Annotated in this window: 16 protein-coding genes; 7 read left to right on the plus strand and 9 right to left on the minus strand. The window is 41.8% G+C overall.

What is annotated here, in order from left to right:
* The first annotated feature begins 10 nt into the window (after window positions 1-10).
* On the plus strand, window positions 11-1,423 hold the full coding sequence (gene glnG, locus FCN25_RS08055; protein WP_137223626.1) for a nitrogen regulation protein NR(I): 1,413 nt from the start codon (window positions 11-13) through the stop codon (window positions 1,421-1,423).
* A gap of 255 nt (window positions 1,424-1,678) precedes the next feature.
* On the opposite strand, the gene FCN25_RS08060 is transcribed toward glnG, so the two are convergent.
* Entirely contained in the window at window positions 1,679-2,548 is an 870-nt protein-coding gene (locus FCN25_RS08060) for a cation diffusion facilitator family transporter (protein ID WP_137223628.1), read from the minus strand.
* Window positions 2,549-2,747: 199 nt separating this feature from the next.
* Window positions 2,748-3,248 (minus strand): Spy/CpxP family protein refolding chaperone, encoded by a 501-nt coding sequence (locus FCN25_RS08065; RefSeq protein ID WP_137223630.1) that lies wholly within the window; start codon window positions 3,246-3,248, stop codon window positions 2,748-2,750.
* A 276-nt stretch (window positions 3,249-3,524) separates the two neighbouring features.
* On the opposite strand from FCN25_RS08065, the gene FCN25_RS08070 reads away from it, so the two are divergent.
* The 3 genes from FCN25_RS08070 to FCN25_RS08080 all read left to right on the plus strand — a co-directional run bounded on the left by FCN25_RS08070 (window position 3,525) and on the right by FCN25_RS08080 (window position 7,158).
* Window positions 3,525-4,952 (plus strand): cytochrome C biosynthesis protein, encoded by a 1,428-nt coding sequence (locus FCN25_RS08070; RefSeq protein ID WP_137223632.1) that lies wholly within the window; start codon window positions 3,525-3,527, stop codon window positions 4,950-4,952.
* Between the two features lie 116 nt (window positions 4,953-5,068).
* The gene (locus FCN25_RS08075; protein ID WP_137223634.1) at window positions 5,069-5,755 is read left to right on the plus strand and encodes a response regulator; all 687 of its coding nucleotides are present in this window, start codon (window positions 5,069-5,071) and stop codon (window positions 5,753-5,755) included.
* Window positions 5,755-7,158, plus strand: coding sequence for an ATP-binding protein (locus FCN25_RS08080; protein ID WP_137223636.1), 1,404 nt, complete (start codon window positions 5,755-5,757; stop codon window positions 7,156-7,158). The genes FCN25_RS08075 and FCN25_RS08080 overlap by 1 nt, the downstream gene beginning before the upstream one ends.
* A gap of 275 nt (window positions 7,159-7,433) precedes the next feature.
* Here the strand turns inward: FCN25_RS08080 and FCN25_RS08085 are convergent, their stop codons facing one another.
* On the minus strand, window positions 7,434-7,592 hold the full coding sequence (locus tag FCN25_RS08085) for a YqaE/Pmp3 family membrane protein (RefSeq protein ID WP_011635799.1): 159 nt from the start codon (window positions 7,590-7,592) through the stop codon (window positions 7,434-7,436).
* A gap of 315 nt (window positions 7,593-7,907) precedes the next feature.
* On the opposite strand from FCN25_RS08085, the gene FCN25_RS08090 reads away from it, so the two are divergent.
* From FCN25_RS08090 to FCN25_RS08100, 3 genes are all read left to right on the plus strand, one after another.
* Window positions 7,908-9,287 (plus strand): mechanosensitive ion channel family protein, encoded by a 1,380-nt coding sequence (locus tag FCN25_RS08090; RefSeq protein WP_137223638.1) that lies wholly within the window; start codon window positions 7,908-7,910, stop codon window positions 9,285-9,287.
* Between the two features lie 250 nt (window positions 9,288-9,537).
* On the plus strand, window positions 9,538-10,002 hold the full coding sequence (gene trmL / locus FCN25_RS08095; protein WP_137223640.1) for a tRNA (uridine(34)/cytosine(34)/5-carboxymethylaminomethyluridine(34)-2'-O)-methyltransferase TrmL: 465 nt from the start codon (window positions 9,538-9,540) through the stop codon (window positions 10,000-10,002).
* Window positions 10,002-10,340 (plus strand): DUF2956 domain-containing protein, encoded by a 339-nt coding sequence (locus FCN25_RS08100; protein WP_137223642.1) that lies wholly within the window; start codon window positions 10,002-10,004, stop codon window positions 10,338-10,340. The genes trmL and FCN25_RS08100 overlap by 1 nt, the downstream gene beginning before the upstream one ends.
* Before the next feature lie 43 nt (window positions 10,341-10,383).
* Here the strand turns inward: FCN25_RS08100 and FCN25_RS08105 are convergent, their stop codons facing one another.
* The 6 genes from FCN25_RS08105 to FCN25_RS08130 form a co-directional block, all read right to left on the minus strand.
* A complete protein-coding gene (locus FCN25_RS08105; RefSeq protein ID WP_240778424.1) occupies window positions 10,384-10,950 on the minus strand; it encodes a hypothetical protein in 567 nt (188 codons plus the stop codon).
* Window positions 10,951-11,041: 91 nt separating this feature from the next.
* Window positions 11,042-12,490: a pitrilysin family protein gene (locus tag FCN25_RS08110; protein ID WP_137223644.1), complete on the minus strand. Its 1,449-nt coding sequence runs from the start codon at window positions 12,488-12,490 to the stop codon at window positions 11,042-11,044.
* A complete protein-coding gene (locus FCN25_RS08115) occupies window positions 12,487-13,815 on the minus strand; it encodes a pitrilysin family protein (protein ID WP_137223646.1) in 1,329 nt (442 codons plus the stop codon). Before FCN25_RS08115 ends, FCN25_RS08110 begins: the two co-directional genes overlap by 4 nt.
* 72 nt (window positions 13,816-13,887) lie before the next feature.
* Entirely contained in the window at window positions 13,888-15,195 is a 1,308-nt protein-coding gene (locus FCN25_RS08120) for an amidohydrolase (RefSeq protein WP_137223648.1), read from the minus strand.
* A gap of 193 nt (window positions 15,196-15,388) precedes the next feature.
* Window positions 15,389-16,057, minus strand: a complete 669-nt coding sequence (locus tag FCN25_RS08125; protein ID WP_137223650.1) for a class I SAM-dependent methyltransferase — start codon at window positions 16,055-16,057, stop codon at window positions 15,389-15,391.
* Between the two features lie 47 nt (window positions 16,058-16,104).
* The gene (locus FCN25_RS08130) at window positions 16,105-16,491 is read right to left on the minus strand and encodes a hypothetical protein (RefSeq protein ID WP_137223652.1); all 387 of its coding nucleotides are present in this window, start codon (window positions 16,489-16,491) and stop codon (window positions 16,105-16,107) included.
* Window positions 16,492-16,494 lie beyond the last annotated feature (3 nt).

Raw genomic sequence — 16,494 nt, forward strand, 5'->3', positions numbered from 1 at the left:
AGGTAGTAACATGAACATTAGTGAACAAGTTTGGATCCTCGATGATGATAGCTCAATCCGTTGGGTACTCGAAAAAGCACTTCAAGGTGCATCACTGTCAACAGCCAGTTTTGCAGCTGCTGAATCCTTATGGCAAGCTCTAGAAGCATCGCAACCACAAGTCATTGTTTCTGATATCCGTATGCCTGGCACTGATGGGTTAACCTTGCTTGATCGCTTACAACTACATTATCCACATATTCCAGTCATCATCATGACAGCGCACTCAGACTTAGACAGTGCCGTGAGTGCATATCAAGCCGGTGCATTTGAATACTTGCCAAAACCATTCGATATCGATGAAGCCATTAATTTGGTCGAGCGCGCACTCACTCATGCAACAGAGCAAATACCACAACCTGTTATTGATACGACGATAAAAACACCAGAAATTATTGGTGAAGCCCCTGCAATGCAGGAAGTATTTCGTGCCATTGGTCGCTTATCTCGTTCATCGATTAGTGTCCTCATTAATGGCCAATCAGGTACGGGTAAAGAGTTAGTTGCAGGCGCATTACACAAACATAGTCCTCGCAAAGACAAACCGTTTATTGCATTAAATATGGCAGCGATTCCAAAAGATTTGATTGAGTCAGAACTTTTCGGTCATGAAAAAGGCGCCTTTACTGGTGCAGCCAACGTGCGCCAAGGACGTTTTGAACAAGCTAATGGTGGCACCCTGTTTTTAGATGAAATTGGTGATATGCCAATCGATGTCCAAACTCGATTATTACGTGTGCTTGCTGATGGTCAGTTTTATCGTGTTGGTGGTCATCAAGCGGTGCAAGTTGATGTACGAATTATTGCCGCAACACATCAAAACCTCGAAGTGCAGGTGCAAAAAGGCACCTTCCGCGAAGATTTGTTTCATCGCCTTAATGTGATCAGAGTGCATTTACCACCATTATCACAACGCCGTGAAGACATTGCCCAACTCGCCAATCATTTTTTAAGCACGGCAGCTAAAGAGATCGGTGTTGAACCTAAAATACTCACCAAAGAAACGGCCGTAAAACTGGCTAACTTACCTTGGCCGGGCAATGTTCGCCAACTTGAAAATACTTGTCGTTGGTTAACGGTGATGGCGTCCGGACAAGAAATTTTACCGCAAGATTTACCACCAGAATTGCTCAAAGACCCAGTAGCAAACCAGCAAAAACAAACTGGATCAAGTGATTGGCAAACCGCATTAACTGATTGGATTGATGAAAAGCTGGCTGCAGGTGAAAGTGATTTACTCACTGAAGTTCAACCTGAATTTGAACGTATTTTACTTGAAACTGCACTTAGACATACTCAAGGCCATAAGCAAGAAGCCGCTAAACGCCTGGGGTGGGGTCGCAATACCCTAACGCGTAAATTGAAAGAACTGTCGATGGATTAAGCACAAGTATTGCCATCATAATCGCAGTAATGCCTGTGTTGCTTTAAGGTTTGTTAAGTTTGACTCACTTAACAAACCTTAATCCAGTGCAGAATAAACCTTGTATCTCAAACAGCCATTTTCACGAGACTATGTTGGATGATCATCCAATCAGTTAGTTGTCATCCCACAAATCTGTATCCAAACAACCGCCAAATAATCAATTAACCCCGCGATAAAGGTTAATAAAAAGCATCGATCTCTATTCATCATTGATTAAACCGGATCTTGGTGAATAATCACTTCAGCATCATCAAATGCCGCTTTAATCGTAAACTCTGCTTTTTCTGCTATTTCATGAGCATCATGAAGTGATAGGTCACCCGCTAATTCCATGTGTAATTGAATAAACGTTGTTTTACCCGCTTGACGAGTACGCAAATCATGGACACCTTGAACCCGAGGATCTTGTTTAGCTAATGCTTTAATCTTATTGCGAGTATCATCATCGAGTTCCCGATCAAGTAAGCTTTGAATGGAACGATAACTCAAACCAATGGCTTGATTGCCAATAAACAACGCGATAAATACAGCAAATAGACCATCAGCCCACCACCAACCATATTGCGCTAATACCAAAGCTAATAAAACCGCCGCATTTAGTAACAAATCAGATTTATAATGTAATGAATCAGCTTCAACCACAGAACTGTTGGTTTTCACCAAAGCGTGACGTTGCAGTAACACTAAGGCAAATGTCAGTACTATCGCAATAATAGACACCACTATGCCACTCATTGGATTGGTTACCGGAACAGGGTTAATTAACTTTTCACCGCCATAAAGCAAAAGTAATGACGCAGAGCCTAAAATGAATGCAGCTTGGGCCAACGATGCTAACGGCTCAGCTTTACCATGGCCATAGCGATGATCTTTATCTGCTGGCACAATGGCATAACGAATCGCGATAAAATTCACAATCGACGCCAACGCATCAGCAAATGAATCTGTTAACGACCCCAGCATACTGGCCGAACCTGAATAAAGCCAAGCGATTAACTTAATGACAATAAGGCACAGTGCCGTAGCGATTGATGCTCGACTGGCTAACTTGACCCAAAAGTCATATTCAGAGGTTGTAGACATAGTGAAGTTATCAACTCTTTAGCTTGGTAATAAACAGCCTTTACTATAGCAAGTTCATTGCTTCATGAGGATAAAGTTTACTAAAGTAAGCGTTAGTTATATGCAATATGTGACCATTAGCAAACTTGCATAAACAAAAAAGCCGTTACCACAAGGTAACGGCTTTAAACGATTATACTTTATAACCATGCGCTAGCGATTAATCACGAGACTTATGGCCTTTGTCACCTTTACCAAACTGAAACTTATCTTTAAACGTTTGTTGCTGTTCAGGCGTTAATAATTGGTAAATTTCGTTTTGCATTTTCAAATGCGTTAGCATGCCCTGTAGACGTTGTTGCTGCTGCGCTTCGGCCATCTTAGTTGCTTTAGCTTCGTCAATACTAGTGCTAGTAATTAAGGCTAGCATTTCTGCACGGTGTTCAGAACGCTGCTCTTTAGTTGGGCGCTCTGGACGTTTGGCCTGATATTTGTCGAATATCGCTTCAACTTTCGCTTTTTGTTCATCCGTTAAATCCAGCTTGCGGAGCATTTTATGCATACCGTCTTTAGGACCATGATGTCTGTCACCTTTATTAGCACAGCGTTCAGTTTTTACAGTGTTGTCTGAAGTATCTGCGGCATATAACTGACCAGCTAATAATGCCGAACTTGCCACTAAGGCAACTAAACTCGTTTTGATGATTGATGATGTTTTCATTGTTAAGTTCCTCGGTTTAAATGGGATTCGATTTCTGCCTTAGCAGATTTGATACTCAGTTTACCGAATGCAATGTCAATGAGGGTTAAGACAGAGTAAACCTATGTAAAGAGTATTTTTCTTAACACTTTAGCACTATTATGACATGATCGATCTTGCATATTGTACGATAAGAATCCTTGTAATGAGAGCTAGTTAACGTTATTCATACTTGATCCTTACAGCAATCATATTAGGGCATAAAATCACTTTATTAGCGCTTTTATGGAATAAGTTATGAATAGATTGATTGGCCAATTACTGTTACTTCTTTGTGTTCTTGTCGTGGCTCCAAGCTCAATAGCCAGTACCACAGCATCAACAGATGACTCACTTTGGTATAGCCAGCAAAACCAACAGCCAATAGTTAAACTGCATTTCTTTTGGTCTAAAACTTGTCCACATTGTCGTGAAGCGCACCCTTTTATTGATGCTTTAGACGAACGTTTTGATTGGATAGAGTTACACGATTATGCCATTAACGAACCCGGCAACGTCGATAAACTCATGGAAATGGGTAAAAAAACGGGTGTTGAACCTAAATCAGTGCCCTACTTCGCCATTTGTGGTGAGGCGGTGGTTGGCTATAACAGTCATGATGTCACTGGGCGCTACATATTAGAGCGCTTAGTTAACTGCTACCAACGCCAAGGTGGTAAAGCAGACGTTGGTGATAAACTCGATGATTTTCTCGGCGCAACTCAAACCGTAACCCCCCCTTTATTTGAAACCTGTAGCGACAATAGTGACAACCCACAAGCCGAAGGTTCATGCGGCATGTCGTTTGAACAGGCCAGTGATATTGTCCCTGAACCAAGCGTTCAACCTGTCGACATTCCATTAATTGGTGCCGTACACCCTGAAGAAATGTCATTACCTGTACTCACCGTAGTATTAGCGGGTGTCGATGCCTTTAATCCTTGCGCCTTTTTCGTACTACTGTTTTTACTGAGCATTATGGTTAATGCTGGCAGCCGCAAACGTATGCTATTAGTGGGCGGGATTTTTGTATTTTTCTCAGGCTTTATCTATTTTATATTTATGAGCGCTTGGCTTAACTTATTCCAAGTACTTGGCGGTGGTGACGGTGGAATAATTATTACTTGTGCCGGTGTATTGGCATTAATCGCAGCGCTGGTGAATATAAAAGATTACTTTTATGGTCGTGGCGACGTTAGCCTATCAATGTCCGTTGAAAATCGTGGCTCGCTTATCAAGCGAATGGGTAAATTGTCAAAAGCCAGCTCGCTACCTGCGATGCTTTTAGGCTCAACCATTTTGGCTATTTTAGCTAACACCTATGAGCTGCTGTGTACTGCTGGTTTCCCGATGATTTACACCTCAGTGTTATCATTATCAGATATCGACACTATGCAACGTTACTTATACCTCATTGCTTATAACGTGGTTTACGTTATCCCACTTGCTGCCATTGTGATTGTATTCTCTATGACGCTAGGTAAACGTAAACTTACCGAAAAAGAAGGTGAAGTGCTTAAACTGATGTCAGGCATTATGATGTTAGGGTTAGGCAGTATGCTCGTCTTTAACCCTAGCTCATTGCAAAATGCAGTCTTTTCGGTAGGCCTGATCCTCGGATCTATTGTTCTTACCTTTATCATCGCCAGAATCAAACGTTATCTATTGAGAAATAAAGCTGGCTAAATGTAAAACAATGCAATGTTGATATGATTTAATCTTGGCATGCTATAAGCTTAATTGATCAAAAAATCTGTATGTTAACGTCAACATACAGATTTTCTTTGTGCCAGAGGACAGTTATGAATCGCATTCTACTTATCGACGATGATATTGGTCTATCAGACCTACTTAGCCAATTACTCGAGCTGGAAGGTTTTGCCTTGACCCAAGCTTATGATGGTGAGCAAGGGCTTATGATGGCGCAACAGCAAGACTTTGATTTAATCTTACTTGACGTTATGTTGCCTAAACTTAATGGTTTTGAAGTATTGCGAGCTTTGCGCCAGAGAAAACAAACGCCGGTATTAATGCTAACCGCTCGCGGCGATGAAATTGACCGTGTTGTGGGTCTTGAAATCGGTGCTGATGATTACTTGCCAAAACCCTTTAATGACCGCGAATTAGTGGCTCGAATTAGAGCCATCTTACGCAGAGCAAACACCACCCAACAAGACAGCCAAGCTAATGAAATGCTACTGTTTGGTGATTTACGCCTCGATCCTACCCGCCAAGAAACCTATTGTAATGAGCAACTGATCATTCTAACTGGCACCGAATTTTCTCTATTATTTAATTTAATCGAGAAAACCGGCGAACTGGTCACCAAAGAATCATTAAGCGAAAACGTATTAGGCAAAAAGTTAATGCCATTTGACCGCAGCTTAGATATGCATTTATCTAACCTACGCAAAAAACTACCAGAGCGTCAAGATGGCCGCCCACGAGTTAAAACCCTACGCGGAAAAGGTTATATTTGGATACCATAATGCTAAAAAACAACCCATTTAACAGACTGTTTTTTAAATTATTATTGGGATTTTGGCTATGCAGCTCCTTGATTATTGCCTTAGTGTCATTATTGCCGCTATTACAGCAAAGTCATGACCGTTCGCCTTTACCTCCTAGTCTTGAGCGCATCCTGAAAAATGTCGCCGAGCAGATACAAGAGGAGCCTCAATTACTTGAAAATAGAAACTTACAACGCCTGTTTCCTCGACGAAATCAAGATGAGCCCCGTAATAAGCATGAAGGCGGTCCTTTACGTTTATATTTAGCCGATGCCGAAGGCCAAGTATTAAATACTAAACGGATCTCACGAGGATTTAGACGTTTTCAACTCATGGCAGAGGAAGCAGAGCAACCAATTAGTCACCAATTTAGAGACGAACTTATTTTTGGCCCCTATTCATTTGAGGTCAACGGCAAAGCTTATCAATTATTTGGCCGTTTTCCCGATAACCATCCACAACCGTGGTTTTTCTTCTTTTCCGACAATAAGCTACTCACAGCAGCTCTAGCCACTTTATTATCGGGCCTATTATGCGGTCTGCTCGCATGGTATTTAAGTAAGCCATTACGGTCTTTAAGACAGAGTGCCAATGCCCTTGCCAAAGGAGATTTATCTAGCCGAGTCGATGTAGCTACCGTAAATCGTGGTGATGAAATGGGCCAATTAGCACAGGCTTTTAACGGCATGGCTGATGCCGTACAAACCATGATTAACAATCAACAAAGATTAATGGGCGATATATCCCATGAACTGCGCACTCCACTTACTAGGCTGCAATTAGCCTTGGCCTTAGGCCGTAAAAAAGGGCAGCAAAGTAAAGAGCTAGATCGTATCGGCTATGAAGCCTTACAACTTGAAGCGCTAATAAGCGAATTGCTAACCCTCTCTCGAGTAAGCTTAGCCAGCCATGAAAACAAATTGATGTTGGAATTAGCGGAATCTTTAAGCCAAGTATTAGATGACGCCGAATTTGAAGCCGAGCAGCAAGGAAAAAATTTACAGATTGATATACCAGAGGCGCTGAAACTTCCTCAACACCCGAAGACTCTCTCCCGCGCCATAGAAAATTTGCTACGTAATGCTATTTACTATGCCAATAGCCAGATAACCATAAACGCAGCCCTAGTGGGCAAGTACATATTGATTACAGTAAAAGATGACGGTCCAGGTATAGACCCAAAAGAGCTTGAAGCTATTTTTAAACCTTTCTATCGCCCCGACACTGCCAGAGACAGGCAAAGCGGCGGTTGGGGTTTAGGGCTGGCAATCACTCAAGCCGCCATTACATTACACCAAGGCAGTATAGTGGCAGAAAACCTTATCAGCCCAACAGGTCAGCGCCAAGGCCTTAAGCTCAATATCAGTTTACCAGTAAGCTAGCCGAACCCAAAAAGACGAAACTTAAGCAATGTAATTCTAATAGTCTCTGTAAAGGTGTTATTCAACTCCCTCTGAACACGCAGGGAATCGGTAACAGCAAGCTCACCTTCATAAGACCACACGGCTGTATCAACATTGAAAGCATTGACACGATAAACATTTAAGTATTAAGCATGTCATTGCTAGGTAAAAGTTACTCCTAACTGGCAATATTTTCCGATTAAGGCAAGCGGCCTGAGCCGCTTCACCATCAGGCCTAATTATTTTGGCTGCCACTATCGTTTGGCAATAACCCATACCGCGTGCACAATTCCTGGAATGTAGCCTAACAAAGTTAGAATTATGTTTAATAATAAGGTCTTGCTTAGCCCAACTTGCAGAAAAACCCCAAGTGGTGGCAGTAAAATTGCGATTAAAATACGTAATAAATCCATAATCTCCTCCATTTTTAATGTGCCGAGGTTAACGGTTACCCCAACGTAGATTAGCTGACTTGTATTTATTGGCATAAAGTAAGTAGCAATTACCAGACCACTATTTCAAGTATTGTTGTTATTTCTCTTAATGAGGATAGGATTTTAAGCAACAACAAAATCTCATATATTGGCTTATTAGTATGCTTTTAGCAGAGAAAAAGCCTTTTTAATATAATCCAAAAACATTAGGAGATAACTCTCACAACCTTTGGTGCCTTTGAAGGTTATTTGCTAGTATAAATTATGACAGGCCTATACCTTTCGGATAATCTTATGATTTGTAATTTTTTTTCACACAGTTTTTCTCACTGTTATCAAAGTGCATTCTCAAGATTAAGTCGATGGATTCTACTATGGGGTTTAGTCACTACTGTTGTTTGCCTTACCTGCTTTGTATCTACAGATGCTCAGGCAACGCCCTCGCCTGACACCGTTAAACAACTCATACAGATTACTGATCCAAACAGCGCAATAGACATTGAAATACAAGGCTCTGTGGTCAATCTAAGCGGCTCTGCCACGGAGCAAGCGAGTAAAGAGCGTATACTGCAAACCATAGCCGCTTTACCTGATGTGACTCAGGTTGTCGATAACATTCACTTGCAACCTATCAAGCCCTTATCTTTGACTCCCCTGCAACATGATGCTGAGCAATTTTGGGACAAAGCCTTACTATATTTACCGCGCTTGGCTTTAGGGCTGTCGATATTCTTATTCCTATTTTGGCTTTCACACCCTTTAGCTCGCTTATTCATTAGCCCCTTAGCTTGGGTAACAAAAAGTGAGTTGATTCGTTTAGTGATGCAGCGCAGCATCAGTGTATTGATTATATTGTTGGGGCTATATATATTCTTGCGTCTTGCGGGCTTAACTCAGTTTGCAGTTGCGATTATTAGCAGCACTGGTGTCATTGGCCTGATTTTAGGTTTTGCCTTTAAAGACATCGCCGAAAACTTTATTTCCAGCTTACTACTCAGTGTACAGCGTCCATTCAAATTAGGTGATGTAATATCCGTTGAGGGGAATTTGGGGGTAGTAAAGCAAGTCACAGCAAGGGCTACCACGTTAGTCGACTACGACGGAAATCATATCCAAATTCCCAATTCCACTATCTATAAAAACGTAATTAAAAATCTTACCGCCAACCCGAGAATGCGTGGCCATTTTGTGATTGGCATTGGCTATGATGCAAGTATCCGCAAGGCTCAGGATATCGCTATGGAGATTATGAGCGATCATCACGGCGTACTCGCAGATCCAGAGCCACAGGTGCTGATAAAAAACCTTGGTTCATCAACGATTAATCTGCAAGTGTATTTTTGGGTCAATGCTGAAACTCACAGTGTTCCAAAAGTGGCTTCAATTCTAATGCGCTTACTGGTGCGCGCTTATGAAGTGAATCAGATCAGCCTGCCTGACGATGCTCGCGAACGCATTTTCCCTCAAGGGATGCAATTGGTAACCAACGGACATCAACAAGATGAAACACCTCTGAATACTACACAAAGTACTGAACACAACACTGAGAAAACTCAAGAGTCATTAGAAGATACCCATAATGAGGTTAGCGATGACATAAGCAGCGATACCGATGATATACGTCAACAAGCTGCACAATCACGAGACCCTGAAAGTGGTGCCAATATTATCTAAGCTCTGATGTTGGTAGAGGAATAGTCATGGAACTTTTACTTCTCCATATGCTAGCTATACCGCTAAGGCGTCTATAAAATCACCAGTGTTTTATGCAACTGTTACAGCCTATATGCAAGTCTCTATTAGCAATTATCATCCGCACTGTATCGTTCATTTTGATAACGTCAGCATTGATAACGTCTCGCAGTTATACCTTGCTTAAGGTATAATTTGTCACTCTTTTTTTGCTTCGCACTATAAGGTTGCTATGTTTCATATTGCCCTTTATGAACCCGAAATCGCTCCAAATACCGGAAACATCATTCGTCTATGCGCCAACAATGGCTCACAGTTACATTTGATTGAACCGTTAGGTTTTGATCTCGAAGAAAAGAAACTTCGCCGCGCGGGCCTAGACTATTCCGATCTAACCACAGTGACTCGCCATAAAAACTATGCAGAGTTTTTAGAGGCCATGGCAGGTAAACGGATTATAGTCTGTACCACTAAAGGCAGCCGTCCTCACACTCAGATAGCTTTTCAAGAAAATGATGTGTTGTTATTTGGCCCCGAAACCCGTGGACTACCCATGGATATTATTGATGCGACGCCACTTGCACAGCGATTACGTATTCCAATGACCGCCAATAGTCGCAGTTTAAATTTATCAAATTCAGTCGCCATTATTAGTTATGAAGCATGGCGTCAACTAGGTTTTGTAGGCGCTGAGTAATGAAAAAAACGTTATCACCCGAAACCCAGCAAGATGCTTTAGCCATTGCCAAAGCAACTCAAAAACCTGGGCAAGCAAAAGAACAAACCAAGCTGATTGCGGCGGGGATTGAAAAAGGTATTGCGGAATACAAAAAACGTGAAAAAGCCAAAGCTCGCGATCGAGACAAAGCACGCAAACAACAGCAAAAAAACAAAAATATGTCAGTCAGCAATGATGACGATTCCGATACGTCTTATACAGAATCAGAAAGTAGATTCAACTCGCTAACGTGGTCACTAATGGGATTATTACTGTTAAGCTGGGCCTTATTTATCGCTTACTTTTTTTACCGCTAATCTGTCTTACAGCGAATCAGCTTTATCACTCGCGATAAAGAGTTTATTCAGTCGGTTGACTGGCCTCTACTGACTGTTTAAGTAAGCTAATGGCTCTAATGACTTGATAATTTTCACTGTCGTCATCTAAATAATGAGCGCTTTGTTGCCATTGCCACCCTTGAGTTAACGCATCGGCACCTTCGGTAATGGGATCAAACTGCAACTGCACTAATGCTGGGCGCTGATTTATTTCACCTTTACCTAAAAATGAATAACTGCCCGCTTGCTCATAGAGTGTCAACGCTTGGGATACGTCATCACTAACGCCATTGGCATACAGTAATAAAATATGATCGTGTTGTTGTCTAAACCACCATGTTTCGCTATTTGAAAAACGGCTACCACGACTAACACTAATGAATAAATTTTGTTTATCTGCCGAGCACATGACCGAAGTACTGACCTTTTTCGGCATCGCATTCGGATTGGCGGCGCTGCCTTGCCATTCACCATCTAATTGGCTACAAAACCTATCTAAAGTCACTTTCCCTGCATAAGCAGATGCTGAGTACATAAGTAACAAGCTGGTCGTGACCAATAATATTGAATAACTTTTTTGGCTAACCAAGCGTCTCCTCCTGCAAAAATCCTTATCTATAAAAATGGCCCACTAATGTGAGCCATTATACGATACCACCAAGCTACTAATCAGTTAACACTTACTGACCGAATCCTGTTGCCGTAATATCAACTTTAGTGACTTCACCATATTGCGCCGCAACTTCAGCAATTTTGTCCGCATTACCAATTAATACAAACTGTAAATTTTGTTGTGGGAAATATTGCTTAATCAAACGTTGAGTCTCTGCTAGCGTCAATCCGTCAACCTTGGCTTGAAATTGATTAATAAAATCATCATTAAAGCCATACAAATACATGTCTGACAACAAACCAGCTAACTGACCACTTGTCTCGTACTTAGGTGGAAATTGTCCTTTAACATAGGCTTTTGCAGAATCTAAAGTGGCCTGATCAATACCTTTTTCCCATAAACGCGCATAAGTTTTTAAGGCTAAATCAATCGCTTCTTTGGTTGTCGATAACTTAGTAAATGTACTGATTTTAAATACCCCAGATTGTGCATAAGGGTCAAAACCAGAACGGGCACCGTAAGTTAAGCCGGCATTAACGCGCAATTCATCATTTAACCATGAGGTAAAACGACCACCTAAAATAGTGTTAACAACGGTTAAACCAACATAATCAGGGTTGTCATAACGAATACCTAAACCACCAATTAAGAAGGTGGTTTCAATCGCATCAGGCTTGTCGACCAACAATACACGCGGCTTGGTTAATGTTGGTAAGTTTTGGCTTAGATCTGGCTGAATCACTGTTTCTGTTGCCTGCCAATCACCAAAGGCTTTATTAAGCTTAACGGTCATGTCGGCAACATCAAAATCACCCACTACGTTAATGGTCATATTGCTTGGTTGATAATAGCCTTTATGAAAAGCACGTAACTCGGCCACTGTAAGCTTAGCGATGGTATCGCTATTACCCGATACCGGATTAGCATAAGGATGCTCACCAAACACTAACTTATTAAAGTAGCGGCCAATTACAGCTCGAGGGCTTTCTTTTTGTTGTGACAAACCGACAATTTCACGCTGCTTTAACTTATCAAACTCAGCGCTATCAAAGTCAGGTTGACGCAATACATGACTAAAGATATCGAGCACAATATCAACATCTTTGCTCATCATATTGGCACGAATATAACTGCCTTCTAAATCGGCATTAGTATCTATGCTGGCACCGATAAAGTCTAACTGTTGCTCAATGTCGGCTTTAGCTTGACCCGCTGCACCTAACATTAAACTTTGTGAGGTGATATAAGCCATACCCGAAGTTACATCATTCACGGCTCCGGCTCTAACCACTGCATCAATGGTCACTAATGGCACTTCTTTTTGCACCATCAACTTAACGTTTAGACCATTGTCTAACGTAACCGATTGATAACTCGGCATCGCAAAGCTAGGGCTAGCAACAACATCATCAACTGAAGTTTTCTGCGTATTCGCACAACCACTTAAGCTTAAACTACATGCCAATGCGATAGCCGATAATGATATTTTAATACGTCTGTGAGTTATGGTTTTCATTTGTCAGACTCCTCAGTAGCAGCGAGCACACCGACAGTCCGATTCGCTTTTATTAAGTAGGTTTGTGCCACACGTTGAATATCAGACGGTGTGACTTGGTTATAGGCTTCAGGGGCATTGAAGAGTTTTGTATAGTCGCCAAAATACAGCTCATAAGTCCCTAAGGTATTGGCTTTACCGTTAATGGTTTCCATGGTTCTATAAAAATCCATTAGCTTAATATTTTTCACTTTTTCAAGTTCTTGCTGAGTGACACCTTGAGTAGCAATAAGATTGATTTGTTCAATTAAGGCTTGTTCTAAGGTTTCTGCATTCACACCAGCATTCGCCACACCTAAAATATAAAACAAATTAGGGTCGAACGACATCGGCATATAGGTTTCAGCCGCAACAGCTAATTGCTTGTCGACTAACGCCTGATAAAAACGCGAGCTATTGCCTTCACTTAACATCGACGCCAATAAATCCAATGCATAGTAGTCAGCGTGACTCGTTGCAGGCACATGGTAAGCCAGCATAATATTAGGTGTGCTCACCGACTCTTTTTTAACAAATACCCGGCGTTCACCTTTTTGCTCTGGTTCTATCGTACGTACCGCTTTTGGAGGAGCTTGAGCAGGAATAGGTGCAAAATACTGGTTAGCTAGCGCTTTCACTTCTGCTAACTTCACATCACCGGTAATCACCACTAGCGCATTGTTAGGGGCATAATAGGTTTTATGATATTGCTGTAAATCTTCTAAGGTCCAAGCCGCAATATCCGACTCATAGCCAATCACAGACCAGCTGTATGGATGTGCTGCAAAGGCAACACTTTTAAGCGCTTCTTGAATAGTGCGCCAGTTAGAGTTTTCAAGCCCTGTGGTACGTTCTGACTGCACCACGCCACGTTCGCTTTCAACCATCACAGGATTGATGTCTAAATTGGCGATACGATCGGCTTCTAAATCGAAAATCGTTTCTAAGCCATTTGCTGGAAACCAATCGGTATACACTGTCATATCTTCAGTAGTATAAGCATTGTTGGCGCCACCAGCGGCCTCCATCGTCCGGTCAAACATTTTCGGACCAAACTTTTTAGAACCATTGAACATCATGTGTTCAAAAAAGTGTGAAATCCCCGTAATTCCAGGCACTTCATTTCGCGAACCGACTTTCCAAAAAATATACATATTGGCATTAGGAATAGAGCTATCCTCCAATACCATAATCTTCATGCCATTATCCAAGGTAAAACTATTAATGTCTTCAGCTTGTGTCGCTGATACCGTAGGCGCATTTAATAGGCCTATGGTCATCAACAACGCTATTATCTTGCGTGTCATATCTAGCTCCTTTGAGCTCTTGTACTATGGTTTATAAAAATGGTTTATAAAAAATGGGTTATTAAAATAGGGTTATTGTGCTGCACTTAATGCGGTTAAGGCAACTTGTGTCATGGTTTGCACACCCACTTTTAGCGCACTTTCGTCTACATAAAATGCCGGTGAATGATTACTGGCAACCTGACTTGGATCTTGGTCTGCTGGCGTCACGCCTAAGAAAAAGAACATCCCTGGCGTTTCAAGTGCATAGTAAGAGAAGTCTTCTGCGCCAGTGATAAGTCCAGGTTCAATTAACATGTTATCACCCACCACAGAAGCAATAACAGGACGCATTTTACTGACTAACTGAGGATTATTAACCGTGACAGGATAACCAGGTTGGATCTCTGTTGTCGCTGTGGCACCAAGCGTTTTAGCCGCATTGGTGGCAATTTCAGCCAATTTGACTTTGATTTCTGCGCGCATATCTTGATCAAATGTACGGATAGTACCGATTAACTCCACTTCGTCAGGAATAATGTTCGAACGAATACCGCCATTAATAGCCCCAAAACTGACCACTGCAGGCGCTTTGGTAATATCTACTTGGCGGCTAATAATAGTTTGTACACTGTTGATAATTTGCGCTGATGCCACAATAGGATCAACTCCGCCCCAAGGACGTGAGCCATGGGTTTGTCTGCCTAGCACTTTAATGGTAAATGAATCTTCACTCGCCATAGCGGGGCCTGAACGTAAACCAATCATACCCGATGGCATGCTTGATGTGACATGCATACCAAACACTTGATCAGGCTTACGCTTAGCAAACAAGCCCTGCTTAAGCATTAACTCTGCGCCGCCTTCTTCGCCTGCTGGAGCTCCTTCTTCGGCAGGTTGGAAAATAAACATCACGTCACCTGCCAAGCTGTCTTTTACTTTTACTAAGTTTTCGGCAACCCCCATCAACATGGCCACATGAGTGTCATGACCGCAGGCATGCATGACTCCTACAGTTTGATTTCGATAAGTATCAGTGGCTTTAGAGGCAAAAGGTAAATCAACCACTTCCGTGACTGGTAGTGCATCCATGTCGGCACGTAAACCAATTAATGGCCCAGGCTTACCACCTTTAAGTATTGCCACAACACCTGTATGGGCAATACCTGTTTGCACTTCGAGCCCTAGTGATTTGAGGTGCTTTTCAATCACTTTACTGGTGCGAAACTCTCGATTAGATAACTCGGGATGCTGATGCAAATCTCGACGCCATGCAATCACTTTATTTTCGACTTGAGCGGTTAGCTCTGCAGCATTGGGCACGCTAGCCACGGTGGATGTGCTGTAAACGCTAGATGCAAAGACGCTTGTAAGCAGCAAAGCAAGAGAGGTTAGACGCATGATGAATCCGGTTTATTGTTATCAGTACAACAAAACTACCTTGAAATGATGCGATTGTTAAATATTTTAATGATTTGATAACAAGTCAATTGTATCTATTTATTAACACACGACATGTAGATTGAACTAGCAGCTAATTGATCAAGCATTAACTCAACTTTTCACTTGGCTATTTACACCGTTATTTACTCAGTTATTTACTCGGCGATTCACTCAGTTCTTCACTCAAGAGTGGGACATGAAAAAACACCACGTCACTGCCGATAACCTCAAGCTGCCAACCTTGTTGTAATGCAATCCATTCAAAGGTTTCTATCGCATAAAAATTGATGTGAGTGGGGTCAATTTTATAAGACCAATTTGTAAATGTATCTACGCAAGGTACTCTTTTGGTCATCACCGCCAATATGCCACCAGGTAACAATAATTGGCTTAATTGCTCCACTAACGACTGCGCATCGGCAATATGCTCTATCACCTCGGTTAAACAGACAAAATCATATTGTTGGGTGAGTACCTGAGGAGTTAAGTGATAAAACAAATCATAATTGGCTACGCTAATCCCTTGCTTAGCCGCCATTTGGCTTAGCACTGCACCTTCGCCACAACCAAAATCTAATCCTTTTGCGTTAGGGGTAAGCTGAGCTAATAACGGGGTTAACGTGCGAGATAAAAAATGTTGATAACCAGCATCGGCAACATCATTATTGTGGCAATCATAATGGGCTTTTTCAGCTATTTTATCTAAATAAAATGCTGATGGGACTGACACTAGCAAACACTGCGGACAGCGAACATAAGGACGTTTTTTATCTTGATGAAAAGCAACTGTTTCATAATGACATAAAGGACAAGATGACAAATGAGACTCCGACATAGGCGAGTTAAAAAGTGATATAAATACTGAGTCTATTCTGATAAAACGGGTTCTACCGTTTTGGGATCTTTGGGGATTTTGTGGGTTTGCTTAGCCGCATCTTGCGCCTGTTGTAAATACTTTTGCTGACGAGTTAAGCGCTCATCAGATTGGGCTCGGGCTTTTTCGAGTTGCTTCGCTTCCCAGTCATTACCTTGATGCTTTGCTAACACTTCTTGCTCACGCAACTTGGTCGCTTTGGCGGCATCACGGGCTTTTTGTAACTGTGTTTGTTCAAGTTCAATCGACTCAATTCGCGCTTGCTCACCTTTTTCAGCCAAGGTCATTTTTTTATGTGGTTTGTCAGCCGCAGTGGTAACAAATGCGAATGAACTTGCGGTTACCAGTATAACTAATAAGCTTATCAGCCGATTTTTCATGCT

The sequence above is a fragment of the Shewanella sp. MEBiC00475 genome (assembly GCF_005234075.1).
Lineage (GTDB): Bacteria > Pseudomonadota > Gammaproteobacteria > Enterobacterales > Shewanellaceae > Shewanella > Shewanella polaris.

What these genes read in the sequence shown, in the direction of transcription:
- glnG (WP_137223626.1), top strand. Translation starts at nt 11, where the DNA reads ATGAACATTAGTGAACAAGTTTGGATCCTCGATGATGATAGCTCAATC.
- FCN25_RS08060 (WP_137223628.1), bottom strand. Translation starts at nt 2,548, where the DNA reads ATGTCTACAACCTCTGAATATGACTTTTGGGTCAAGTTAGCCAGTCGA.
- FCN25_RS08065 (WP_137223630.1), bottom strand. Translation starts at nt 3,248, where the DNA reads ATGAAAACATCATCAATCATCAAAACGAGTTTAGTTGCCTTAGTGGCA.
- FCN25_RS08070 (WP_137223632.1), top strand. Translation starts at nt 3,525, where the DNA reads ATGAATAGATTGATTGGCCAATTACTGTTACTTCTTTGTGTTCTTGTC.
- FCN25_RS08075 (WP_137223634.1), top strand. Translation starts at nt 5,069, where the DNA reads ATGAATCGCATTCTACTTATCGACGATGATATTGGTCTATCAGACCTA.
- FCN25_RS08080 (WP_137223636.1), top strand. Translation starts at nt 5,755, where the DNA reads ATGCTAAAAAACAACCCATTTAACAGACTGTTTTTTAAATTATTATTG.
- FCN25_RS08085 (WP_011635799.1), bottom strand. Translation starts at nt 7,592, where the DNA reads ATGGATTTATTACGTATTTTAATCGCAATTTTACTGCCACCACTTGGG.
- FCN25_RS08090 (WP_137223638.1), top strand. Translation starts at nt 7,908, where the DNA reads ATGATTTGTAATTTTTTTTCACACAGTTTTTCTCACTGTTATCAAAGT.
- trmL (WP_137223640.1), top strand. Translation starts at nt 9,538, where the DNA reads ATGTTTCATATTGCCCTTTATGAACCCGAAATCGCTCCAAATACCGGA.
- FCN25_RS08100 (WP_137223642.1), top strand. Translation starts at nt 10,002, where the DNA reads ATGAAAAAAACGTTATCACCCGAAACCCAGCAAGATGCTTTAGCCATT.
- FCN25_RS08110 (WP_137223644.1), bottom strand. Translation starts at nt 12,490, where the DNA reads ATGAAAACCATAACTCACAGACGTATTAAAATATCATTATCGGCTATC.
- FCN25_RS08115 (WP_137223646.1), bottom strand. Translation starts at nt 13,815, where the DNA reads ATGACACGCAAGATAATAGCGTTGTTGATGACCATAGGCCTATTAAAT.
- FCN25_RS08120 (WP_137223648.1), bottom strand. Translation starts at nt 15,195, where the DNA reads ATGCGTCTAACCTCTCTTGCTTTGCTGCTTACAAGCGTCTTTGCATCT.
- FCN25_RS08130 (WP_137223652.1), bottom strand. Translation starts at nt 16,491, where the DNA reads ATGAAAAATCGGCTGATAAGCTTATTAGTTATACTGGTAACCGCAAGT.